This window comes from Clostridium sp. AM49-4BH, from assembly GCF_003478335.1.
In the GTDB taxonomy this organism is placed as follows: domain Bacteria; phylum Bacillota; class Clostridia; order Lachnospirales; family Lachnospiraceae; genus Butyribacter.
Genome location: NZ_QUFB01000023.1, coordinates 1 through 23,024 on the forward strand (window position 1 = coordinate 1; position 23,024 = coordinate 23,024).

Sequence of the window (23,024 nt, forward strand, 5' to 3'; positions counted from 1 at the left end):
GATGACCTCCCTTTGTATGCGGTAATCCCTGTTACTATTTGCTTTTGACAATCATTAGTATACAGGTAAATCCACGAAGTTACAAAGTGGAGGTCATTACATATTGTCTTCGCACATCAAAAGCTACTGCCAGATCACGTATTGCTTATTATGTCAGAAAAATAATAGCTATTTTGCAGCCAACAAGCTGACTTGTTCTGCCGGCAGTGAACTAAGATAATTGCCGCAGAACGCGAGTTTTTGGTTGATTTCTTATTTTGTTAAGTCTCTGATGAATACATGCCCGAAGGAATGTCTGAGATGTCCCGGTTTAGCAAGGTATCATCTATTTTTGGACGGGACGCTTTCGCTACGATGCGCTACGTCACGTTACTTAATGTCTCTGAAATACGAGACATAAGTAACGACGAGCGCAAAGTCCCTTTCAAAAATGATGAATACCTTGCTTCCGGGACTTCGAGTTTCCGAAGGGCATGTAAATCAATCATCAGAGACAACAAAATCTAGAAATCATCAAAAACGTAAATGCGGCAAGGCAATTACTATAGTTCTCTGCCGGCAGAAATCGCTATGTTGTGGCTGCAAAATACTTAGTATTCTGACATAATAAGCAATACGTGACAGCATGACAATTTTTGATGTGCGAAGTTTGAATTAAACAAAAAGAAAATGACCCGGCGAAGGCAATGCCGAGTCATTCTCTTTTATCTTTTATTTATAAGGAACGAATATGCGGATTCGTTACTTACTGATTATCGGATTCTACAAATTTGGTACCGTCAGCATTGTATGCTGCATCGCAAATCTCAATCTTAACGATAGATGCGCCGGTATACGTATTTGTAGTAACCCAGAGCCATGGATAACCACCGGTCAATTTGGACTTATCAATTGTGATGGATTTGCCTTTCCAGAACAAACCAACACCCTGATCGTAGTCAACATCGAAACGGATCTCACCTGTTGTCTTACCAACAACTGCACCCTTCTTCTTGTTCTTCTTAACCTGTTTTGCACCTTCTGTTGCAATCTTATCCTGCTTCTCCTGCTCTGTCATTGTGAAGTTCGGATCTTTGGAAGTCTGTTTTTCAATATACTCCTCCAGTTTCAATTTTCCCTGAACCTCTTCATTCAGATCATCCTCTGTCCAGCTAGAAAGATAACCAATCTGAAGATCAAGGCTCTGACTTATCGGATCATCCGCGGCTGTCACGCGAATACAAGGTTTTTCCAGCTTCGACCAGTCATAATTAAGATGAACATTCCAGTACTCTCTGTCGATTTCAGCAATCAGATTATCTGGTGCTTCTCCATTAACACCGGTCGTGCTATTCGTCCAGCCATAGTGTGTATCTGGCGTCCAGAATTCCGTTTTCTCCCACCATTTTCCAAATATTTTGTCATAGTTAGACTTGGCAACATCTCCATCCGTTACATTACCGGATCCATCAATCAAAGACTTAGTAACACCAATACCATTGTTGTTGGCATCGAAGCTGTCTGGTCTTTCCTTTTTCAAAATTTCAGCGGTGTCACCGTTCGTATGACGAAGGAATTCACCATTCCATGTAGCAACAACTTTCGGATTCTCGTTCTTTTCTGCAGGCACTGTCTTAATACCGGTATAAACAAGCTCAGCGCTCGCAGGTATATTTGGTTTAGATCCTGTCAGTTTTGCATATACCTGTCCTACATCATCATAAGCAAAATAACCATCACCACGATTATAATAGTGCCCCTCATCCCACCATACCGGTGTCATGCCTAATTTCTTAGACTGTGTAAAGAGATAGGTCATGAAGTCTGGAATATTATCTTTATATCCCTTAACAACGCCACACTCTCCTAAAATAATACCGTAACCCTGGTCTGTGAATTTCTTCAACTTACCAAGCATGTTATCCATAAAGTCATAATCATCCTGACCTTTATATGTCTTACCGTTTGCATCTGTGTAATCAACGCCCCACTTATCACGATATCCATAAGAAGCCGTCGATGTTGCAGACAAACCGTAATCAACCGGATCATAATAATGAACAGAAACACTCATCTTCTTTACGCCCGTTGCTTTCTCAGCAGGGTCATTTGGAAGTTTCCATCGATCATCAATAGTTCCGTTCTGAACGTAAGTCTCACTCTCATTTCCCTCGATAACACATGACTCGTTACCGGTTCCAGGGATCAACAAATGTCTATAAGCATTGTTACCACCGGAAGCACGTACAATATCAACGAACTTCTGGTTAATGGCATTTGCCATCTCATAAATCTCAGTAGCATCTATCTTTTCGGTCTCAGGGTCTTTCTTACCAAGCTTACCGGTTTGATTCTGCTGTGCTGTATTCGGATCTTTGTAGTTATCGTTCAAACGACCACTGATTTCTTCGTTAGCACCCTCAAAGATCAAATGATCAGAGTACTCTTTGAACCGCTCAGAGATCTGTGTCCAAATAGAAATATATTTTTTCCAAGCCTCGTCACGAATTGGTGTTTCTTTGGCATCATACTCCTCTGCGCCAAACATTCCCCACCATCCACCATCCCAGTGGATGTTGATGATGACATACATTTCATCGTTCAATGCATAATTTACGATTGTCTCAACACGATCAAACAATTCTTCATTGATCGTATACTTTCCATCCTGAGACATAAAATTCGACCAAGCAACCGGAATACGAACAGTATTTACACCATAGCTCTTCAAGCCATCAAATGTCTTCTGTGTTGCTTCCGGATTACCGGCACTTGTCTCACACTGCTCGATTGTTGTCATCTTGCCTGAGTAATTGGACTGCTCCATCTGATTTCCCAAGTTCCAGCCATAGCCCATAAGTTTCATCAGATCCAAGTTGGAAATGTTCTTACGCATTAATCCATTATCGGTAGAATCGATACCATTCTTGGACTTATGTTCGGTTGTAACATTGCTCTTCTTCATATCAGCTTCCTTATTGTAAGGAGTTGCTGTTGGTTTTGCTGTAACGGTTACGGTTGGTTTTTTCGTAGTTTTCTTCTTCGCTGTAACCTTTACCGTAACAGAAAGTTTCTTTGTAACTTTCTTCTTACCTTTTTTGTAGGTAACTTTGCAGATCACCTTTGTTTTACCTGCCTTCTTAGCGGTAATCTTACCTTTCTTACTAACTGTTGCAATTTTTTTGTTTTTGCTGCTCCACTTCACTGTTGCCTTCTTCGGTTTGTTTTTCAGTTTCACTGTCTTCTTCTTTCCTGCAGTTAACTTCACTGTCTTAACGGAAAGCTTTGGTGCCTTTGCTCTCTTCTTAGCCGCTGCAGATGCAACATTCGAAACCCCATTCGATGTCATAAGCAGTGCGAAAAGAAGTGTAAATGCACATACGGAACGCATTACTCTCTTTTTCATGATACAATTCCTCCTCCTTATAAATAGTTTGTATGATAATTATAGTATACATTTCTTTTTGTCTCTAGCATTTTCAGCTGATTTTTTATAACTTTTGTATTTTTCTGCCGTTTTTTTGACACAAAAATAACAAAAGTTGTAATTATCGTGTTTGTTTGCTATAATAACCCTTAACAAACGCAGAAAACACGCGATAATTAATAGGCAAGGAGATACTTATGATAGATATAGAAATTATGCAGGACGCTTCTGAGATCATTCACTATGACTCCAATAAGCTTCCTTATGCCATACAGGAACGGCTTTTGTCCCAATTTACAGGTCATAAAGCTCTTTGTCACTGGCATCCCGACATTGAATGTATCCATATATACGAGGGATCTATGAACTATGAAATAAACGGCGAGCAGATATTGCTTCGTGCCGGCGACATCATTATTGTCAACTCCGGTCAGCTGCATTACGGCTACGCTAACGGAGAAGAAGACTGTAAATTTTGCGTAGAATTGTTTCATCCCAATATTTTTAAATCGAATCTGCACATTTACCAGGAAAGCGTTTACCCCATCATCCATTCCTCTAGTATCTCATACTGGTTGTTTCATTGGAGCGATGCGGATTATCAACAGATTGTTTCATTGGTGGATCAGATTTTTGCTGCCCGCATGCAGCATGAAGATAGCGTTCTCTGCCTGTTAAATGGACTTTTTCACTGTCTGTGGCACTGTATTTACCAGCATAGCACGCAAGAACTGCAGACGGCCGATTTGCAAAAAAATCCGGATATTTCACTGCAAAAGCAAATGGTAACTTATATTCACGAGCACTATGCAGAGGATATCGGATTAGATGATATTGCAAGCGCCGGCAATATCAGCCGAAGCAAATGCTGTAAAATATTTCAGGCATACTTGCAGCAATCACCGGTCTCTTTTCTCAACGATTACCGTATGGAGATTAGCTGTAATCTGCTCTGCAATACTTCCTATAGCATTACTGAGATTGCTCTTGCATGCGGATTTAATCATTTAAGTTATTTTTCGAAAAGCTTTCTTAGAAAATATGGGTGTACCCCAAATCAATATCGCAAAAGAGAAGCCGGCACACCGAAAAAGTAGTGTGCCGGCCTTTTTGCTCAAATACTCTACAATTAAAAGATGAAGAAAACAAGCATATCGATAATAAATACCGGGATCAGACAACTGATCGACCATCCCATATATCCAAAGAAAGAAGGCATTTTAATATCATTTTCCTCAGCAATCGAGCGCACCATAAAGTTTGGCGCATTACCAATATACGTATTGGCGCCCATGAATACTGCACCACAGGAAATCGCCATCAGGAATATCTTCGGTATCTGTCCGATTGCCGTTGAGATCATGCTTGCTCCGGCAAGTCCCGACGACGCTGCCGTTGTAAAGAACACCAAATAGGTTGGCGTGTTGTCCAAAAAGCTGGATAAGAGTCCGGTCATCCAGAAGTACTGCCATGGCTCATTTACACCCAGCGAAGCACCTCTCGCTTTCAAAATAAGCAATGCCGGAATCATTGTTACAAATATTCCGATAAACAAAGTTGCAACCTCTTGGATCGCATCCCATGTAAAATGATTTGCCTCGCGCACTTCTTTTGTCGTAGTCTTGTATGACAAAAACGCTGCTACCAAGATCATAACCATCTCCAAGATCGATGCAAATCCTAATTCTACTTCTCCATAAAAATGAATCGATCCCTTAAAGAATGGCACCGTCTTAGGAAGAACACCACTTAATATAACTGCCACGATGATCATTACCAAAAAGATAATATTATGTGCACCGTTTAAGCGGAGTTTCTTGTGCTCACCACCAACTTCCGGCTGTTTTGCACCTTCTGCAAGATCTTTCTTATATGCTCTGCTGTCAATCACATAAAACAATGCAAGCAGCAAAACTACATTCAGGATCATTACCGGCAGCAAATTCAAGCTCCAGAAGAAATCCACACCATTCATAAATCCCATCAGAAGTGGTGGATCGCCAACCGGTGTCAAACATCCTCCGATATTAGATACTAAGAAAATGAAAAATACCATAACCTGTACTTTACGTCTACGCCATTTGTTCGCACGGATCATCGGACGGATCATCAACATACTTGCTCCGGTCGTACCGATCCAGCTTGACAATAATGTACTGATCATCAAAAGCAAAACATTTAACTTCGGCTTGCCAACCAGATCACCCTCTAACGATATATTTCCTGCCACGCAGAACAGTCCAAATAATAGGACAATAAACGTCAAATAGTCACCAATAATGGCTTCCAAAAGCTCTTCCCAAGCAGTTCCCATACCTACCGCGATCGCAAATGGAATAAGGAATGCAAGTGACCAAAAAGCCACAACGATCGGTTTTCTCTTTTCCCACCATTCTCCAGCTACAAGTGGACAGATCGCGATACATAATAAGATTCCGGCGAACGGAATACAATACAATAGCGATAAATTATCCCCTATACTTTTTGTCGTTTCTGCTGCTTGTGCCATGGACGGCAGTGTTAAACACGCTGTTAGCATCATTGTAAACACCGACAACGCCCTTTGCAACTTTTTCATTGTATTACGCCTCCTTTGTTTTATTGACGGCCTACTCTCTCTTTTAGGCGTAACTATTGTATATCCAATCCACCAAAAAATCAAGCAAAATACAGAAAACATTATTATTAAATGAGCTGACGCACTGCATGTTTATTAACGATTGCGTCCCTGTGCGGAAACCTTTTCATTGCGTGTCAGACTAATACGAAAAACCCGCTTAAATAACTGATGTCCATCCCATGGGATCAGCGGATACAAATAGCCTCTTCCCGCCATCGTGCGATTGGTAAAAAAAGCGACGATCATTAACAATATTCCCGTAATAAACCCCCATATTCCAAACACGCCGGTCAACACCAACAGTATGATACGCTGAAACTTTATCGCATATCCCAATTCCATATTATTTTGCGTATAATTGGCAACTGCCACAAACGCCATATATAACATGATCTCACTGTTAAACCATCCCGAATTTACGGTATAATCTCCAAACACAATACCTGCCACAACACTGAGCGGTGTTGTCAGCATACTCGGCGTGTTGACGGCTGCCATTCTTAGTCCGTCAATTGCCAGCTCTAACAATAGCAATTGCAATAGCGGCGGGACGTTCATTTCACCTTGGATCATAACAAAACCGAGCCAGTCCGGGACATAATCCGGATAGCGAAGCAATAACAGATACACAGGAGTGACAAATAATGCCATTATACTTGTCAGTATACGTGTCATTCGCAAATACGTTCCTGTGACCGGCGGGAAATAGTAATCATTTGGATCTTCTATTATATCAAACAGAGAAGTCGGTATGATCATGGCAGAAGGCGAGTTATCTACCAGAACCGTAATACTTCCTTCCAATATGCATGCTGCTGCCGTATCCGGCCGCTCTGTATATTTGAACTTCGGGTATGGATTCCACCAATTGCGTGGCATAAGCACTTCTGCCAAACTTTCCTGATTCATCGTTAAGGAATCCACAGAAATCTTTTTTAACCGCTTTTGTATAATAGATAACGCTTTCTGATTCACACGGTCTTTCATATATACTACGGAAATATCTGTGCGTGAACTGCTTCCTATACTGTAAATTTCAAACTTAAGATCCACATCACGAATACGGCGCCGGATCAGTGCAATATTTGGCATGATCGCCTCCACAAAGCCATCTCTGGATCCTCGCAGCACCTTATCCTTATCCGGCTCTTCCACACTTCGGCTCGGATAGTCCCTTAGGTCGATCACCAGTATTTCATCATACCCTTCTACGACAAAGCCTGTCAGACCCGACAGCACATAATGCAAAAAATCCTGTTCTGTTGTCACCGTCACAATATCTCCATACGGCGTACATTTTTTCAAAAAATCTTCATAGGTTTCCGGAACATCTTCCGGTGCAAGTGACAAAAAAAATTCCATGATCTTTTCCAGCACTTCCCCCTTCAAAAATCCATCGATCATGTAAAATACCGCATGGCGATTCCCTAACCGGATCTCTCTTTTTAACATATCAAACGTATCGCCAACGCACAGCAGCGAATCTATATTTTTGCACCGCGTCTTGTAATCCCCTTCAAAGATCTTTCCCTGCATCGCTATCCTCCATATTGATCATTCATCGCTATCATCTTTTCTATGTCAAGTTAGTATTTACCATTTTCTTTCTTCTATGCAAAGCGATATTTGGAATCAATACTTGGTATGGTTTTTTATTGGGCGCGGCTGGACATTTTTTCGCACAGTCTTTATACTGATTACAGAATTTATGAACAGAATGGGAGCATTTATAATGAGTGTAGCAGAGTGTGACAAACAGTTATTTCAGGCAGCCTGCGATAAAGTAATGCGGCAGCAATGCCTGCAAAAGGGCATCGGTACCTTATCCGAAAAGACCGTGCATGCTGTATTAAAAAATTTCTATGAACCGGATCCTTCTCATCAGGAAATTCCGATAGAAAATTATGTTGCCGATATTTTGCGCGACAACGAAATTATTGAAATACAAACGCGCAGCCTAAATGCTATGCGCCGTAAACTGGACTGCTTCCTATCCCATTATCCGGTCACAATCGTTCATCCTATTATACATACCAAATGGATCTGCTGGATCGATGAGCAGACCGGCGAAATAACAAAACGCCGTAAGTCTCCCAAGACCGGAAGCCGTTACGACGCTTTTTATGAATTATACAAAATTAAAATGTTTCTAAATCATCCTAATTTACACCTGTGTCTGCCCCTGATCGATGCCGAAGAGTATCGACTGTTAAACGGGTGGAGTACGGACCGCAAACGTGGATCGACTCGCTACGACCGTATTCCTACAGCACTTGTCGATGAAATTTATATCGGCAGTACCGGCGATTACCAATGCATGATCCCAGACACGCTCCCTGCAGAATTCACCGCAAAAGATTACGCCAAAGAATCCCATTTAGCGATACGTTATGCACGCACTGCCGTAAATGTACTTCGTCATGTCGGCGCTATTTCTTTTGTCCGCAAACAGGGACAGGAATATGTTTATCGAGTGCAAATGAATAAATGATCTGTTCCCGTACTTTCATTCCTGTGAGCTGCTCCAAGGCACGTGCGTATTGTTCTAACTGAACCCGGTATCTGTCCACCAATGTTTGTTCCATACCATAGCGGACATAATCCGTCTTATAATCCACCAACACCCATTCGCCATCTTCTTCAAAACAAGCATCAATGATTCCCTGCACGAGAACGGTCTCTTCACTTTCCAACTCCGGGTACAATTCCATAACCGGTATTTCTAACATAAACTGCTGTTCACGGCGTAATGCCCCTCGTTTTGCCGCCTGCTGCATTCGTTTTCCAAGTACCGACTGCATGAAACGATCAAACTTTTGCGGTTTTAAACAGTTTCTTTCTTCTTCCCTCAGCAAACCTGCTTTTTGCATCTGCGCAAGCATCATCTCTGCCGTAAAGTGATCTCCCATTTGTTCATACGGCAAATGTTCCATCACGAAATGATATAATGTACCCCGCTCAGCAGCGCCGATAGATTCTTCCGTCTGTCGGAATTTTGGCTGTGGAATATCGTAGACTGCCTCATCTTCTATGCCAGTCTGCCGATCTGCAGTACCCGGCACCGTTTCTGTAACTTCATCCTCTGGCACTTCCGCACGCACCGCCATTTTCTGCTGCTCCATCGCTCTTCGTTTTAACTCGGTCACAGAAATTTTAACCGGTAATTTCTGCTCATTTGCATATGGATATTGATATTCTCTCTGACAACGCAACTGTTCCGCAAGCTCTGCATCATACTCTTTCGTGATATCCTGATGTTTCAACGCTTCTCTACGCAGTAATATATGCTCTAACTGTTCCATCTCTCCGGCAATCTGCGCACCTGCGCAGATCACTTCCAGTCGAAATAACGGATCCTGATCTGTGCTGTCATATAAGACGCGGTCCTTCACCGACGGATCTTCCGTTTCCTGCGTCATTTCATTCTCCTGCAAATCCGATGGATCCTGTCCTTTCCCATCTGTCACTTGACTTATACACTGTCCGAAGATCGGTCTATCTGCCAGTGCCGGCATGATCCAGTCTAAATACGTCGCGGCACCTAACAATGCGGAATGCTGCAGCGATGCCCCCGTAAGATCCCAGCTCTGCAATTTATTTTCAATCCCCTTCACGGTACCTGTAAGGATCAATTTCTCTTTGGCTCTTGTCAGCGCAACATACAAAATGCGCACTTCCTCACTCAAAGAATTTTCTAACATCTGTCTTGCAATAAAACGTTTCATAACTGTAGGCTTGTACAGACGTTCCTCCAGATCCACGTAATTAGCACCCACTCCGTAATCAACGTCCAGCAATAATTTCTTACGCATATCCTGCTTATTAAATTGTTTGCCCATACCGGCAACAAACACTACCGGAAACTCAAGCCCCTTGCTCTTATGAATACTAACTAACTGGACTGCATTCGCCGCCGTTCCGACGGTTGCTTCACCAAAATCAATATCTGATTTTTTGAGCATTTCAATGTACCGGCAAAATCCAAATATTCCACGATGTCCATTTTCAGCAAATTCAATTGCCTGCTGCAGCAAAATATCGAGATTTGCACTTCTTTGCTCGCCCCCCGGCATTGCCGACATCAAAGCGTAATACCCTGTCTCTTCATAAATTTCACGAAGCAGTTCATACACAGAAACTGTTTCCGCTTTACGCCGATACTCCTGCAATGTGTCCAACAAATCGGACAGTTTTTCTGACAATACGTCCTCATGTCGGTCACAATACGCCCATATATTATCCAAGTATTGCAAGCCACTTCGCTCCGCTGCTATCTTGGCAAGTTCCTCATCCTGCAGCCCATAGATCGGTGATCGCAGCACCGCCACAAGCGGAATATCTTGTCTCGGATTGTCAATAACCCGCAGCAAATTTAGCATTGTCTGCACTTCCAATGTTGCAAAATATCCGGTCTTTTTGGGTGCCATCGCCGGAATACCCATATCCGCCAACGTCTCTTGAAATTCTTCCGTCCATCCTTTCATACTGCGCAGCAATATGACGATATCCCGGTATTCTATCGGACGATACCCGCCTTTATCGGATACATACATCGGATGATCTCCCTGCACCATGTCGCGGATCTTCTGTCCGATTGCCATCGCTTCCAATTCGCGCTTTCCAAAATCATTATCCTCCTGAGCATCCATATTAAGCAAAATAATTTCTGTCTGATCCGCTGTCCGCTCTTCGCATGGATCAAATACTGCCCCCGGAACCAATTTTGCCGCATCATCATAGGCGATGCCGCCAAAGTCTTGACGCATGATCCGCTCAAAAATATAATTGGCCGATTCCAATACTGATGCACGGCTTCGAAAGTTCTGACGCAGATCGATCCGACGATTTCCGCCTTCTTCCGTATCATAAGCATGGTATTTCTCCATAAACAGATCCGGTCTCGCTAAGCGGAACTGGTAAATGCTCTGCTTAACATCACCCACCATAAACAAGTACGGACTTTGCTCCGGACCACGGCTGATGCTGGTCAGTATCATTTCCTGGACATAATTGCTATCCTGATACTCATCCGTCATGATCTCTTCATAATACTCCTGCAATTCTTTCGCCGTTGCACTCGGCACGCTATTTCCATCCTCGTCTCTCGTCACCAGGATCTGCAGTGCAAAATGTTCCATATCTGCAAAATCAATGATGCCGTCTTCTCTCTTTTTCTCGGCAAATGCCTTTCCAAAATCGATTGTCAGCTGTACCAATTCACGGACAGGTGCATCCATTTGCTGCATCATGGCGAGCATTTCTTCCGGGGGTTCCGCTAACATTTCTTTTTGTAACTGTTCAATACCTTTATCCCTATAGCTTGCCCGAAGTGCTTTTATTTGCTCCTGAAGTTCCTTATCATGCTTATTGCCGCGAATCGCACTCAATCTTCCAAATGATATCTTTCCGATCCCATCACAAAGTTCCTGCAATGTCTTGCATTCCCGCAGCTCTTTGATCTGCTGCCATTCTGTCTGGATCGTAGGCGTATATGCTTCCAAACCAACCCCATCTACACTGATCTGATATGCCGCAAATGCTTTCTTTTCACATTCTGCAACAATCATCTGCACATCTGCAATATATTTTTCCATCCACTCCGTTTGTTCCATTTCCTCTACAGAACGCAATGCATATGAATTCTTCCATTGCTCCAATTGCTCATCCGGAAACGGATAACTTTGTGCTAATTCGTATAACTTCAATACTATGGATTCAATTTCTTTGTCTGTTCTTCCTGTCGCAAACATCTGCATCGCATCCAAAAATACCTGATTTTCCTTTTGGCGTGCATCCGCATATTTCTGCTCCAACACCTCACCAAGAACAGCCTCTTTCATAATCTTTAGATCTGTCTCGTCCCCTACTTGAAACATTGGATCTAGATCAATCACGTGAAAATAATTGCGTATGATATGTTGGCAAAAGCTGTCAATCGTCGTGATCTGCGCATTATGTAACAATCCGATCTGCCGCTGTAAATTATCGTCATCCGGCGTCTGTTCTAATTTTTGCTGTAACGCCTCACCGATTCGCCCACGCATTTCTGCTGCAGCCGCTTTTGTAAATGTCACTACGAGAAGACGGTCAATGTCAACCGGCGCCTGCCTATCTGTGATCCGCCCAATAATTCGTTCTACCAACACGGCTGTTTTACCGGATCCCGCCGCTGCAGAAACTAGTATGTTACTATCTCGCAAATCAATTACTTTCTGTTGATCCGCAGTCCATTGTGGTTTCATCGCGTCTCCTCCTTTCCTGATGCCTCGTTCCCTTTCCTATCCTCTGATGGAACAACATCATTTACTTCGTTTCCTTTCCTATCCTCCGATGGAACATCACTCTCTCTGCGTATCTCCGAAATTACATCATCGTTTGTCTTTGGCCATATTTTTCGATATGAATTGCCGGCAAGTTTTGCATCAAATCCACAGATTCCATGATAATTGCAATAATCACAGGCACAAGATTTCATACTGTCCGCCTTTTGGTACGGATGCACACTCGTCTCTCCTGCTCCGATCTGTACACCGATCTCCTGCAGCTTACGCTCTGTAAAGTCAATCAATTCCTTGAAATTTTCCGTTGTGATCGTAGCCGCATTTTTCTTAAGCATTCCATCTTTTTTTGTTCCGACCGGTACGACCAAGGATTTTGCAGAAGCCGCTAATGTCCCCTCTTCTCCGGCCAACGTCGCATCTAATGATGGCAGAACCGGATCTTCCTCATTTACCAATCCTCGCATGAGCAGTTCATTCAGCAGATATGTTCTCTTCTCCTCGAAATCCAATCTGCTTGTCACAAACGGATCTTCTATATGATAATATAGGACACCCGCCGGAATAACCATTTTCTTACTTCTACGTGTCTGTTTATCCACTGCTGCCCGAAGATACACCATAAGCTGTAATTGCAGTCCATAATAAAGGTCCGACAGTGACAGATCCTTCTTGCCGGTTTTGTAATCCACGATCTTAACGTAAATATTTTCCTCAGTTTCCATCGTATCAATACGATCCACGCGGCCAATATACGTCTGCTTTTCTTTGTCCATCCGGAAGCTTACCTCACTGTCTACCGTATCGAACTTCCCCAGTTTCATTTGCTCCGTGATCGCCCAAACAGTCCGAAGCATAATACGGCGCAATCGCTCTACCAGACTGGCATCCCTCTCCGTATCGTACAATAAACCGTTTTTGTATTCCTCCACCGTATGGTTCAAACACTGATTTGCCAATATATGCTGCTGCTCTTCATCAACATCTGCCCACCCGATATGCCGGTCAAGAAGCGTCTTTGTATAGCGTTCCAATGCCTCATGCACAATATTTCCAATATCAAAAAACTGAACTTCATGTTCCATTCGCTCCTCTAGCTGCAGCCCATACTGCATGTAATACGCAAATGGGCAGGCACTGAACTTTTCAAACTGCGATACGCTGCCGGTGATCACTTCGTGATACAATGCCGTTGCAGCCTCTTTCGAGATCTTACTCTCTGGTGCGATATATAATGCAGCATCTATCAGACGATCCAGCTCACCACGATGATACAGCGCTTTCTTCTGTCCGTCTTTTGAGACACATGCTAACTCCTGCTCCTGCAAGCGATATTGTCGATACAATTCGTTCCAAGCAGCATTATCTTGCCATCCCATTCGCAGACCTCGGATTAAATACCCTCTGCCGTAATCATCTCTCAAAATATCGCGCAATCTACCTCGCGACTCTGCTACATTTTGAATCTGAAGTTTTGGGAAAATATTCTGAACCCGATCGATCAAATACGCCGGCTGTAAAGCAGTTCCATCATTAGCAGTTGCACTATATGTCAAATACAGCCTCTGTGATGGTTTGGTCAAACATAAATACAGATAGAACTGTTCGGTATATATTTTCTCTCTTGCGGTAGGTGCCAATGCATAGCTTTCTCCCGCCAAAAACTCTCGTTCTGCATCGGATAAAATACCGCCGCCATCTCCGGTCATTGGAATATTTCCGTCATTAACACCCAGCAAAAATAGATACTTGATTCCATACAAACGGGTTCTTGACAGATCTCCTACCATGATCTGATCCACTCCAGGCGGTATCAAACCAATACGCGCCTCATCAAATCCGGTATTCAGTATTTCAATAAACTCTGCTAAAGGCATTTCTTCATCCCCCAGCAATGCCACCAAGCGATCAAGTACTTCTATGATCACATCATAAATCTGTTCATATTCTTTGACCGCTTCAAAATTTCCCTCTTCCTTAAACCTCTCTATACGTTTCTGAATTTGCAAATAAATCTGCTCCCGCTCCATGAAATCACAAATTGTTTCCGCATATTCACGCACACGATGCTTGCCACGCGCAATACGTCCATAGAAATCCGACAATCGATCCCACGTTTCCTGTCTCAGCCAATTGATCGTTTCCGAGGCTTCTGTAGCTATATCTTCTGCCTTTCTTCGAAAAACATATCCGGTGTCCCATTCTTTTTCCCAGTTTTTGTGTCCTCGAACTCCAGATGCCAGCAAAAAATTGTCCAAAAGCTGCACAGCATTTTCCCACTCTTTTATCCCATTTGTCGGACACCCTGTACGCTGTATAAATCCACTCTTTAACAGTTTGATCGTACTCTCATAATCAAAATCCTTACGCAATACATCTAACATACTGCTTATCGTATCCACAACCGGATTTGCAAGTATGCTCTTCTTTTGGTCTATGAAACAGGGCATCCCTTTGCGCTCCATTTCTCCTTTGATCAACGTCCCGTATATGTCCATATTTCCGGTCACGATCGCTACGTCGCGATATCGAAAGCTTTCCTGTTCACGAAGTGCCATGATTTCCTCGATCATAAAATGCACCTCGTCCTCTGGCTGCCGCAAACAATGGACCGTAATATTTTGCACCTCTTCTTTATATGGTCTGACCGGATAACGGAATAAATTTCGCTCCAAATATCCAAGCTCAATATTATCTGCGAAACGCGTCTCCTCTTTTACGGTACCTGTCCAAATTGGTTCTGCAATGTCGCAATGCTCTTCTCTTGCTATCTCTGTTAAATGATAAATGGTTTTCTGACTCAAATAAAAGAGCTTATATTTCTTGTCCATTTTCCAAACCTGTTCCCGCTTGTCCAATGTCACTGTAACATTCACCTGACCACATACGCGCAACAGCTTTCGCAGCAGCTTATACTGCACCGGTGTAAATCCTGTAAATCCATCCAGATATAATATACTGTCTTTCAAAATATTGGACCGCTCTGCTACATCCGCAAATACGGTGAGTATTTCTTCAGAGGTAATGTAGTTATCCTGCAGATAATCCAAAAATGCGGCATACGCCACTTCTACATCCTGCAGTTTTTGCCGCAAAACCGGGTGCGATTTTGCCGATTCTTTCATCTGTTCCAATCCATCCGATGCAATATCATACTGCATTAATTCCGATAAAAATGATTTTATCTCCGCCACATATCCCTTTTTATGTATATTTCGCCCAAAATATGTCAACTGATCTTGCAGCCCCATTAATACCTTTTTTAGTATCATCGTCTTACCCAGATCATCGATAACCGGTGCCATTCCTGCACCTGTCTCGCCAAACACACGAAAAGCAAGGCGCGGAAAACTCTGCACCTCTATATTCCACAGACCGTGACGCTCACTCAATGCGACAAGATTTCTTTGTGTTTGCATTGTAAACTGCTCCGGCACAACGACAAAGATCTGCCTCTTCATATCTTTGCTCGCCATTGCTGCGGCCTGATGCTCTATGTACCATGTTTTGCCTCCACCGGCATTTCCTAATATAAATTGTAACCCCATATTTTCCTCCGTATTTATTTCTTTCATGATTTATAGTATACCACGTTCAAAATATTGCGGTCTATCACTTTACGGTTTGGTTTGCCGCACCTTGTTCCTCTAAAATTTCCTCTACCGCATCAACTATGATCTGTTGCGTGTATTTGGACTCTTTCGTCAGCTCCACCTCTTCTGGCGCAACTCCCGCTGCGAGCTGGTTGGATACACTTTTCACTGCCGGCTCCATTAATGGATACATCGTTGTAATACTTTCATCTAATGGAACAATCTTTACAGACTTAATATGATCCGTATCTAATGCCACCTCTAAACTGGCAGTACTCTCCCCTAATGTGATATCCTTCGTATATATCCCTGCCTGATATCTTTCATTTGCGTCAGCAGTATCTTGTTTACCTTCTGATCTTCCTTTTCCAACAAACAAATATACGATGAGTAACAGTAATATAATTCCAACACCGGCAAAAATTGCTGTATATATCAATTCTTTCATTCGCAAAACAATAATTTTGGTTCCATGCATCCTTCCATCCCCCACAACGATTCACTCAGCCAGCACCTTTATAACGGTACATAACCTACAGCCTTTATTATCCTATTATTATGAATGCTCTCTACGAAATAGAACTCGCGATCCACGCTTTCTTTTTACAAATTTACTTTCTTCGTCCAAATAAAAAAGCAAAGCCAGCGCTGTGCGATGATGTCACACTACACAACAGCAGTTTCCTTTTAATTAAAGAAAACAGCCATACAAACAAATTTTCCTTGTCCGTATAACTGTCCTCTTTTATACAAGGCGTTCATCTAACGCCAGACTCATCTATTCTCAATTCATTATTTTCATTACTTAGGATCACTTTCCTCTTGATCTTCAAACGCCTCTTTCCAAATTCCCTGACGCTCATTTGCCTTTTCCTGCTTACTTTCTTCCTCACGCAGATCATTTTCTCTCTCAATATTACGGAAAAATTGTCTGGCAAAACCACTGATCGTCAATATAAAGCATGCCGGTCCCAATATAATGCCAAAAAACAATAATGTCCAATGCAATTGATAGAATACCAAATATTCTACAAACAATGTCACAAGCAAAAACAAGGTTTTCAAAAAATATTTTACACAAATTGAATACGAATTACGCAATGTGTTGACGATCGTATTTTCGTATCTCGCTAACAGTGCATATGCATATAAAAAATGCATTACGGTCATTACAATAGCGATCACGCCGACTACGGTGCACAGTGTTCCATACCTTTCACTAACACGTGCTAACTGAAAATCTAAATAAATGGCATACGTAGCAAACAATTGTATAAGCCCGATCGCACTTCCCTTAAACAAATTTGCCTTAAACTCTTTCAAAAATGGTCCTGCAATATAACCTTCCTCTTCATCCACCATTTTCAGCGTAATTGTAAATGCTGCGGTTGTAGATGCTCCAATCGTTACGATCGGAATACTACAAAGTATCCACATCGCATTTAACTTCAACATATCAAACAAACGGCTCATAAACTTATATAATCCGCTGTCCAAACTAAATAATTTACTCATATTATTTCACATTCCTGCACACTATATGTGCATTTAATCTCCATTCTATGATTAAGCTGTTAAAATGCCGCTTAACACTTTTATCTAATACATAGATACAGAATGGGCTGCTTGCATTAACAAACAGCCCGTTCCATTATTTTCAAGTTCATATGAACTCAAATTTTACCGTGTAATTGCATCTTCCAATGCTTTTCTTCTGGAAGCCTGGTTACGTGACCACTCAACGCACTTATCATAACCATACTTCTTAGCGCTCTTCTTCATACCTGCAACAACGCTGTCAAACTTTTTGTCAGATTTAGCATAGATTGCTTTCCAAGAAGAGTTCTTGATCTCAGTTGTAACCTGATTCCAAGTAGTCTTAAGAGTAGTATCCTGAGTCTCCTTGGAGAATGATGTACCAGGAGCTACAGTATATTTACCTTTCTCCATGTACTCATTGATCGTTGTACAACCAGTCTTATCACGCCAATCTTTCTCGATATCGCTAGATGGAGTAGCGTTGTAGCTTGCCCAGCTCTCTTTGTTGTATGTCTCACCGTCAGAATCTGGGTTAGAAGCATCGAGAGACCAAGTTACGTTGTTGATCTGCAACTCGCCATCATGGTAAGATCCCTTATAACCGCCACCCATTGTGGTATTTTTATCGTTCTGACATTTTACTCCGACATCTGTCAAGTATGCATGTTTCTGATCATCATAATCCCAAGTATAACCCTTTGGACCATATTCCATTGTCATACGACCCTCTGGAGTAGAGAGATAGTTGATAATTTCCATACATTTCTCAGGGTACTCAGTCTTAGCACCGATAGACCAAACTCTATCTCCACCCTGTGTATTCATACCATAAACGATTGGTGAAGCATCTTCTGGTTTCATGCAGTACATAAGCTTGCCGGCAGATGTATGCTCTTTTGTGTTGTAACCAAGAGATCCACTGTAGTTGAAGATGGAGAACAATGTACCACCATTCTGAACCTTAGCGATCATCTCATCATATGTCTGTGTCATAGAGTCAGGGTCGATCAATCCATCCTGATACAGATCGTTGAACCACTTCAACATCTCAAGATATGGACCATTCTCTTCCAATGCATCATGATACTTACCATTGGTTGGATCATATAATCCAAGTGCCAACTCATCGTATCCATAATATGCAGTAGCCATAGCCTTAACATACATTACCATTGCATCATCCCAGTCTGGCCATAAGGATACAGCGTATACCTTATTACCGGAATCATCAGATGGGCAAAGCTTCTGCATGTTCTTCAGCATTTTGTGGTAATCCTGAAGATTTTTAACCTTTGGATAACCAAGTTTCTTGTAAAGATCCCAACGAGTATCCCATGTATAGAAGAAGGACTCATGATCTTTACTGTTCAATGCCACGTTAGCACCAAAACCATAGAGCTTGTCACTGGCACCATTTGTGATCGTCTTTGTCAACTCTTTGTTTTTCTTAAGAGCATCCGGCATGTTTTTCTTGATGTATGGGCCGTACTCATCTAATACATTGTCATCTTCCCATCCGAATAATAAATTATTCTTTACGGCCAAAGGATACTTATCATTATCAGCACCCCATACAACAATATCACCTAAGTTACCACTTGTCATACGTGTCTCAAACACGCCATCTCCCTCAGGAATGATATTCAACTCTACGTTGAATTTCTTCTTAAGGATGTCTGCAGACCAACCGATCTGCTTTCCGGAGAAGTTTGCCAACTGACTGTATACGTTCAATTTGATAACTTCGTTCTTTTTGCTTCCACAACCTGTTAATGCAGATGCAGAACCAATTACCATACTAGAAGCCAACAGTACAGAAAGTAACTTCTTTGAAAAAAGTTTTCTCATAATTTTCCTCCATTCTGAAGTGTTTTAATTCTTCTTATTTTTAAGTTCGAATGGCATTACACCATTCGAACTCATTCACTTTACGATTTGGTTCACTAAACCATCAGTGTACCAATATACATTAACCCTTTACAGCACCAAGCATAATACCTTTTTCGAAATATCTCTGCATGAAAGGATATACGCAAAGGATAGGGATAACAGATACCATGGCTACCGTGTACTTGATAACCTTGGTATTCAATGCAGCAGCTGCTGCATCTGATGTCTGTGCGCCGGATGTAGAGTTCATGATCGAGCCCAAGTTACTTGATGTGTTCAAGTAGGTATACAATCTATGCTGCAATGTAAACAACTTAGCGTTACCCTGCATGTAAATCAAGGAATCCTGGAAGGAATTCCAATGACCTACCGCACCGAAGATTGCGATTGTAGCAAGAATCGGCTTACTCAAAGGCCAGATCAACTTGCGAAATACTACCATATATGATGCACCATCAATAAATGCACTCTCTTCCAACTCGCTCGGTATAGACTCTATATACGTCTTAACGAGGATAATGTTGTACGGAGCAACAATTCCTGGGATGATGTATACCCAGTAGTTATTTGTAAGACCTAACATAACTAAGTTCAAGTATGTTGGGATCAAACCAGCGTTGAAATACATTGTGATAACGAGGAAACGATACCATAAACTTCTATGCCACATTTCCTGCTTTGTTACCAAGTAACCAACGAATGCAGAAGCAAGTACCATCAATGCAGTACCAAGAATCGTTCTGCTGACAGATACCAAGAACGCATTTCCCAGATCGCCAACTTCACGCAATTTCAAATAGTTATCAATATTCAGTCCCTTCGGGTAGAAATTGATCATACCCTTTTTAACCAGATCATTACTTGAAATCGTATTGATAAACAAGTAATAGAATGGGAAGATACATGTTAATGTAAACAGTGTAAAGAATATATAGTTGAGTACATCAAAGACAACGTCTCCGACAGATCTCTTGTACATTCTTTTATGTTTCTTGTTGTACTCTTTTTCTCTTTTAGCATCTAACTTTTCCTGTGCTGTCTTAGCCATACGATTTCACCTCCTATACAATACTCTCGCCGCGCAATGCCTTAGATACACTATTGGCACCAAACAGCAACGCTACACTGACAATGGATTTTGCCATACCAATTACCGTGGATAGCGGGATACTGCCGCCATTAATACCTAAGTCGTATACCCACAGATCCAATACACGGATCGTATCCATGTTGTTCGGGTTACGGAATACAAGGTACTGATCCAAACCATTGCTCAAGCAGCCTGCGATTGCCATCAACAGCAATACGAAGAATGTAGGAAGCAAACCAGGTAAAGTAATGTGACGCATCTTTTGGAATCGACCGGCACCATCTACTGTTGCCGCCTCATATAAGGACTGATCGATACCGGAAATACCTGCGATGTAGATAATAGCACTCCAACCTACACCTTTCCATGTTCCCCATGCCCACATCTTAAGCCATGTATGCTTAGAACTCATCAACCACGCTTTACCCTGTGCGTTCTGTGCAACAACACCAATCTCCTTCAAGAATGTGTTAATGAAACCATCTGTAGAGAAGATAGCCAATGCAACCGCATACACAAGTACCCAGCTGATAAAGTTAGGAATCGTCGTGAATGTCTGTACAAAACGACGGAATCTCAAGTTCTTCATCTCGCAAAGGAAGATTGCAAAGATCATAGGAAGCCAGCTGGTACCCACTCCCAAGAAACTCATGATCAATGTATTTCTCATGGTATTGATCATATCAGTACGTGTAGCTGAGTTCTGGAACAAATATGTAAACCACTTGAATCCTACGAAGCTGCTCATAGAAAGCGTATCTCCTGATTTGTAATCGAAAAACGCATATCTCCAACCATACAAAGGCAGGTAGCAGAATACAAATGCTAATGCAATGAATGGAAGGAACATAAGGAATAACTTATACTTTGATTCCATCTCGTACTTCTCACCCTTGTCAACACTAGGAAGAGAAATAAATACAACAATTGCTGTAATAAGCATAATAGCTGTTAATACTGCATAACCATAAAATGCTGTTGGGATCTGAGGTAAGATCTTGTTAGCCTTTGTCGGATCTGTAGAAGAATTTACCAGCATATAACTCACTACAGTTACAACTAATCCAAGTGTCTCAGCGACTGCGCCACCCAACGTAAACTGAGCACCTGTTTTCTGCATTCTCAGATTACCGAGGGACATACAAGCTCCCACGCCGAGTAAAATGATACCGATCACCAATATAATAGATGCAATCATTACAACGGCAAAGCTGCTTTCACTGACCCAGTTCATACGGAACGCTCTGGCGAACTCACTTGTCAAACTGTTGTAGGATACTGCTGATGTAAACAGGGATACATTTGAACTGATCATCTTAGCAACTCTAGTTGGATTAAATGTCGGGAAAAATGCACCAACGATCAACAGAATTGTAATGATTCTCTGACAGATGTACAGTCCTGAAGCAGCTCCTTTCTTGTTTTCTTTGTCTTTCATAAATAACCTCCTCGTATTATTTATCGTGCGCTAAGTGCTTTTTAGTGCAAAATTGCTCAAAATCACACCAACGTAGTTACTTCATCATGTAATTATACCTAAAGAATTCGTTAAAAAATACCATAATCTTTCAAGAAAAAATACACGATTTTTTCACACTTTTAACAAAAAATATATAAATTTTTGTGCAATTCATCAAACAGAAAGGGAGAGATGAGACAATATTGTCTCACCTCTCCACACGATCACTCTCCCAAATGGGATATGCGTTTCATTAGTCTTTCTTTCTCTTAACAACTACTACGATACCTGCAATCACTACAACTGCAACTACTACGATAGCTGCTACTGCTCCACCACTGATAGAAGAAGAGCTGCTACTGCTGCTAGAAGATGAAGAAGATGCGTCTGCTGCAGGCGTTGGTGTTGCTTCTACTGCATCAGGGTTATCAACATCAAATCCGCTAACCTTGAATGTGATCTCTACAGAATCATTAGGTGTTCTAATGCTTGGGCAACTAGGATAAGCACCCTGATCCTTCTGATATGAGTTGAATGGATCAAGACGGAACAATCCACTCTCATCTGTGTACTCTGTTGGAACGAAGATGTCGTCCTGAAGTGTTACAGATGTATTATCGATCTTAAGCTTCCAGTCTGTTACCTGGATCTTGCCGTCTTTGTATGCAGACATCGGAATATCTGTACTTGCATACAGCATGGTCATTTTTGCCTGCTGGCTGCTCTCTGCACTTGTCAATACGCCGCCCAAGTCCTTTACGCTAACTGTGTAAACGCCGTTGCCTTTGATCTCAGCATCTGTTACTGTTGCACCCGGAACTGCTGTAAGTGCATTGTTTTCACTATGATACAACTTACCTTCATAAGCACCGTCTGGAAGATTTGTACCATTCAAACCATTCTCTTTCTGATACCATTCATCACGAAAGATCCAAGACTCTGACTGCTGCAAACCGAAGTATGCATGATATGTAGTCTTACCAGATGCATCGAATGCAGCCTTTGCTGCTTCCTTTGCTGCTTTGCTAATTGTTCCTGCACTTGCATTTGGTGCAGATGTTACTGCAAATGTTAACGCCATTACGCTCGCAGAAGCGATTGCAATGATTTTTCTCATTGATTTTCTCATTGTCATTCCTCCTAATCAAT

General features: G+C 41.9%; 13 protein-coding genes. 2 read left to right on the plus strand and 11 right to left on the minus strand.

The annotated features are described in order from the left end of the window. Nucleotides 1-745: 745 nt before the first annotated feature. A complete protein-coding gene (locus DW981_RS07900; protein ID WP_118507334.1) occupies nt 746-3,385 on the minus strand; it encodes a cellulase family glycosylhydrolase in 2,640 nt (879 codons plus the stop codon). Between the two features lie 218 nt (nt 3,386-3,603). Here DW981_RS07900 and DW981_RS07905 point away from each other — a divergent pair, with 218 nt between their 5' ends. Beyond that, a complete protein-coding gene (locus DW981_RS07905; RefSeq protein WP_118507335.1) occupies nt 3,604-4,503 on the plus strand; it encodes an AraC family transcriptional regulator in 900 nt (299 codons plus the stop codon). 32 nt (nt 4,504-4,535) lie between these two features. Here DW981_RS07905 and DW981_RS07910 read toward each other — a convergent pair whose 3' ends face one another. Then, nucleotides 4,536-5,984, minus strand: coding sequence for a sodium:proton antiporter (locus tag DW981_RS07910; protein ID WP_118507336.1), 1,449 nt, complete (start codon nt 5,982-5,984; stop codon nt 4,536-4,538). 135 nt (nt 5,985-6,119) lie between these two features. Further along, a complete protein-coding gene (locus tag DW981_RS07915) occupies nt 6,120-7,562 on the minus strand; it encodes a spore germination protein (RefSeq protein WP_118507337.1) in 1,443 nt (480 codons plus the stop codon). A 196-nt stretch (nt 7,563-7,758) separates the two neighbouring features. On the opposite strand from DW981_RS07915, the gene DW981_RS07920 reads away from it, so the two are divergent. Then, nucleotides 7,759-8,517 (plus strand): hypothetical protein, encoded by a 759-nt coding sequence (locus DW981_RS07920; protein WP_118507338.1) that lies wholly within the window; start codon nt 7,759-7,761, stop codon nt 8,515-8,517. Here the strand turns inward: DW981_RS07920 and addA are convergent. The 8 genes from addA to DW981_RS07960 all read right to left on the minus strand — a co-directional run bounded on the left by addA (nt 8,456) and on the right by DW981_RS07960 (nt 23,004). After that, nucleotides 8,456-12,268, minus strand: coding sequence for a helicase-exonuclease AddAB subunit AddA (gene addA / locus DW981_RS07925; protein ID WP_118507339.1), 3,813 nt, complete (start codon nt 12,266-12,268; stop codon nt 8,456-8,458). The genes DW981_RS07920 and addA overlap by 62 nt on opposite strands. Beyond that, entirely contained in the window at nt 12,265-15,852 is a 3,588-nt protein-coding gene (gene addB, locus DW981_RS07930) for a helicase-exonuclease AddAB subunit AddB (protein WP_182434191.1), read from the minus strand. Before addB ends, addA begins: the two co-directional genes overlap by 4 nt. A 64-nt stretch (nt 15,853-15,916) precedes the next feature. Next, nucleotides 15,917-16,375 (minus strand): hypothetical protein, encoded by a 459-nt coding sequence (locus DW981_RS07935; protein WP_118507341.1) that lies wholly within the window; start codon nt 16,373-16,375, stop codon nt 15,917-15,919. A 323-nt stretch (nt 16,376-16,698) separates the two neighbouring features. Continuing rightward, a complete protein-coding gene (locus DW981_RS07940) occupies nt 16,699-17,412 on the minus strand; it encodes a DUF624 domain-containing protein (protein WP_118507342.1) in 714 nt (237 codons plus the stop codon). 165 nt (nt 17,413-17,577) lie between these two features. Continuing rightward, nucleotides 17,578-19,284: a hypothetical protein gene (locus tag DW981_RS07945; RefSeq protein WP_118507343.1), complete on the minus strand. Its 1,707-nt coding sequence runs from the start codon at nt 19,282-19,284 to the stop codon at nt 17,578-17,580. 121 nt (nt 19,285-19,405) lie between these two features. Next, entirely contained in the window at nt 19,406-20,374 is a 969-nt protein-coding gene (locus DW981_RS07950; protein ID WP_118507344.1) for a carbohydrate ABC transporter permease, read from the minus strand. A 13-nt stretch (nt 20,375-20,387) separates the two neighbouring features. Further along, on the minus strand, nt 20,388-21,854 hold the full coding sequence (locus DW981_RS07955; protein ID WP_243034696.1) for an ABC transporter permease subunit: 1,467 nt from the start codon (nt 21,852-21,854) through the stop codon (nt 20,388-20,390). A gap of 274 nt (nt 21,855-22,128) precedes the next feature. Then, the gene (locus tag DW981_RS07960) at nt 22,129-23,004 is read right to left on the minus strand and encodes a hypothetical protein (RefSeq protein ID WP_118507345.1); all 876 of its coding nucleotides are present in this window, start codon (nt 23,002-23,004) and stop codon (nt 22,129-22,131) included. Nucleotides 23,005-23,024: the final 20 nt, after the last annotated feature.

What these genes read in the sequence shown, in the direction of transcription:
- DW981_RS07900 (WP_118507334.1), bottom strand. Translation starts at nt 3,385, where the DNA reads ATGAAAAAGAGAGTAATGCGTTCCGTATGTGCATTTACACTTCTTTTC.
- DW981_RS07905 (WP_118507335.1), top strand. Translation starts at nt 3,604, where the DNA reads ATGATAGATATAGAAATTATGCAGGACGCTTCTGAGATCATTCACTAT.
- DW981_RS07910 (WP_118507336.1), bottom strand. Translation starts at nt 5,984, where the DNA reads ATGAAAAAGTTGCAAAGGGCGTTGTCGGTGTTTACAATGATGCTAACA.
- DW981_RS07915 (WP_118507337.1), bottom strand. Translation starts at nt 7,562, where the DNA reads ATGCAGGGAAAGATCTTTGAAGGGGATTACAAGACGCGGTGCAAAAAT.
- DW981_RS07920 (WP_118507338.1), top strand. Translation starts at nt 7,759, where the DNA reads ATGAGTGTAGCAGAGTGTGACAAACAGTTATTTCAGGCAGCCTGCGAT.
- addA (WP_118507339.1), bottom strand. Translation starts at nt 12,268, where the DNA reads ATGAAACCACAATGGACTGCGGATCAACAGAAAGTAATTGATTTGCGA.
- addB (WP_182434191.1), bottom strand. Translation starts at nt 15,852, where the DNA reads ATGGGGTTACAATTTATATTAGGAAATGCCGGTGGAGGCAAAACATGG.
- DW981_RS07935 (WP_118507341.1), bottom strand. Translation starts at nt 16,375, where the DNA reads ATGCATGGAACCAAAATTATTGTTTTGCGAATGAAAGAATTGATATAT.
- DW981_RS07940 (WP_118507342.1), bottom strand. Translation starts at nt 17,412, where the DNA reads ATGAGTAAATTATTTAGTTTGGACAGCGGATTATATAAGTTTATGAGC.
- DW981_RS07945 (WP_118507343.1), bottom strand. Translation starts at nt 19,284, where the DNA reads ATGAGAAAACTTTTTTCAAAGAAGTTACTTTCTGTACTGTTGGCTTCT.
- DW981_RS07950 (WP_118507344.1), bottom strand. Translation starts at nt 20,374, where the DNA reads ATGGCTAAGACAGCACAGGAAAAGTTAGATGCTAAAAGAGAAAAAGAG.
- DW981_RS07955 (WP_243034696.1), bottom strand. Translation starts at nt 21,854, where the DNA reads ATGAAAGACAAAGAAAACAAGAAAGGAGCTGCTTCAGGACTGTACATC.
- DW981_RS07960 (WP_118507345.1), bottom strand. Translation starts at nt 23,004, where the DNA reads ATGAGAAAATCAATGAGAAAAATCATTGCAATCGCTTCTGCGAGCGTA.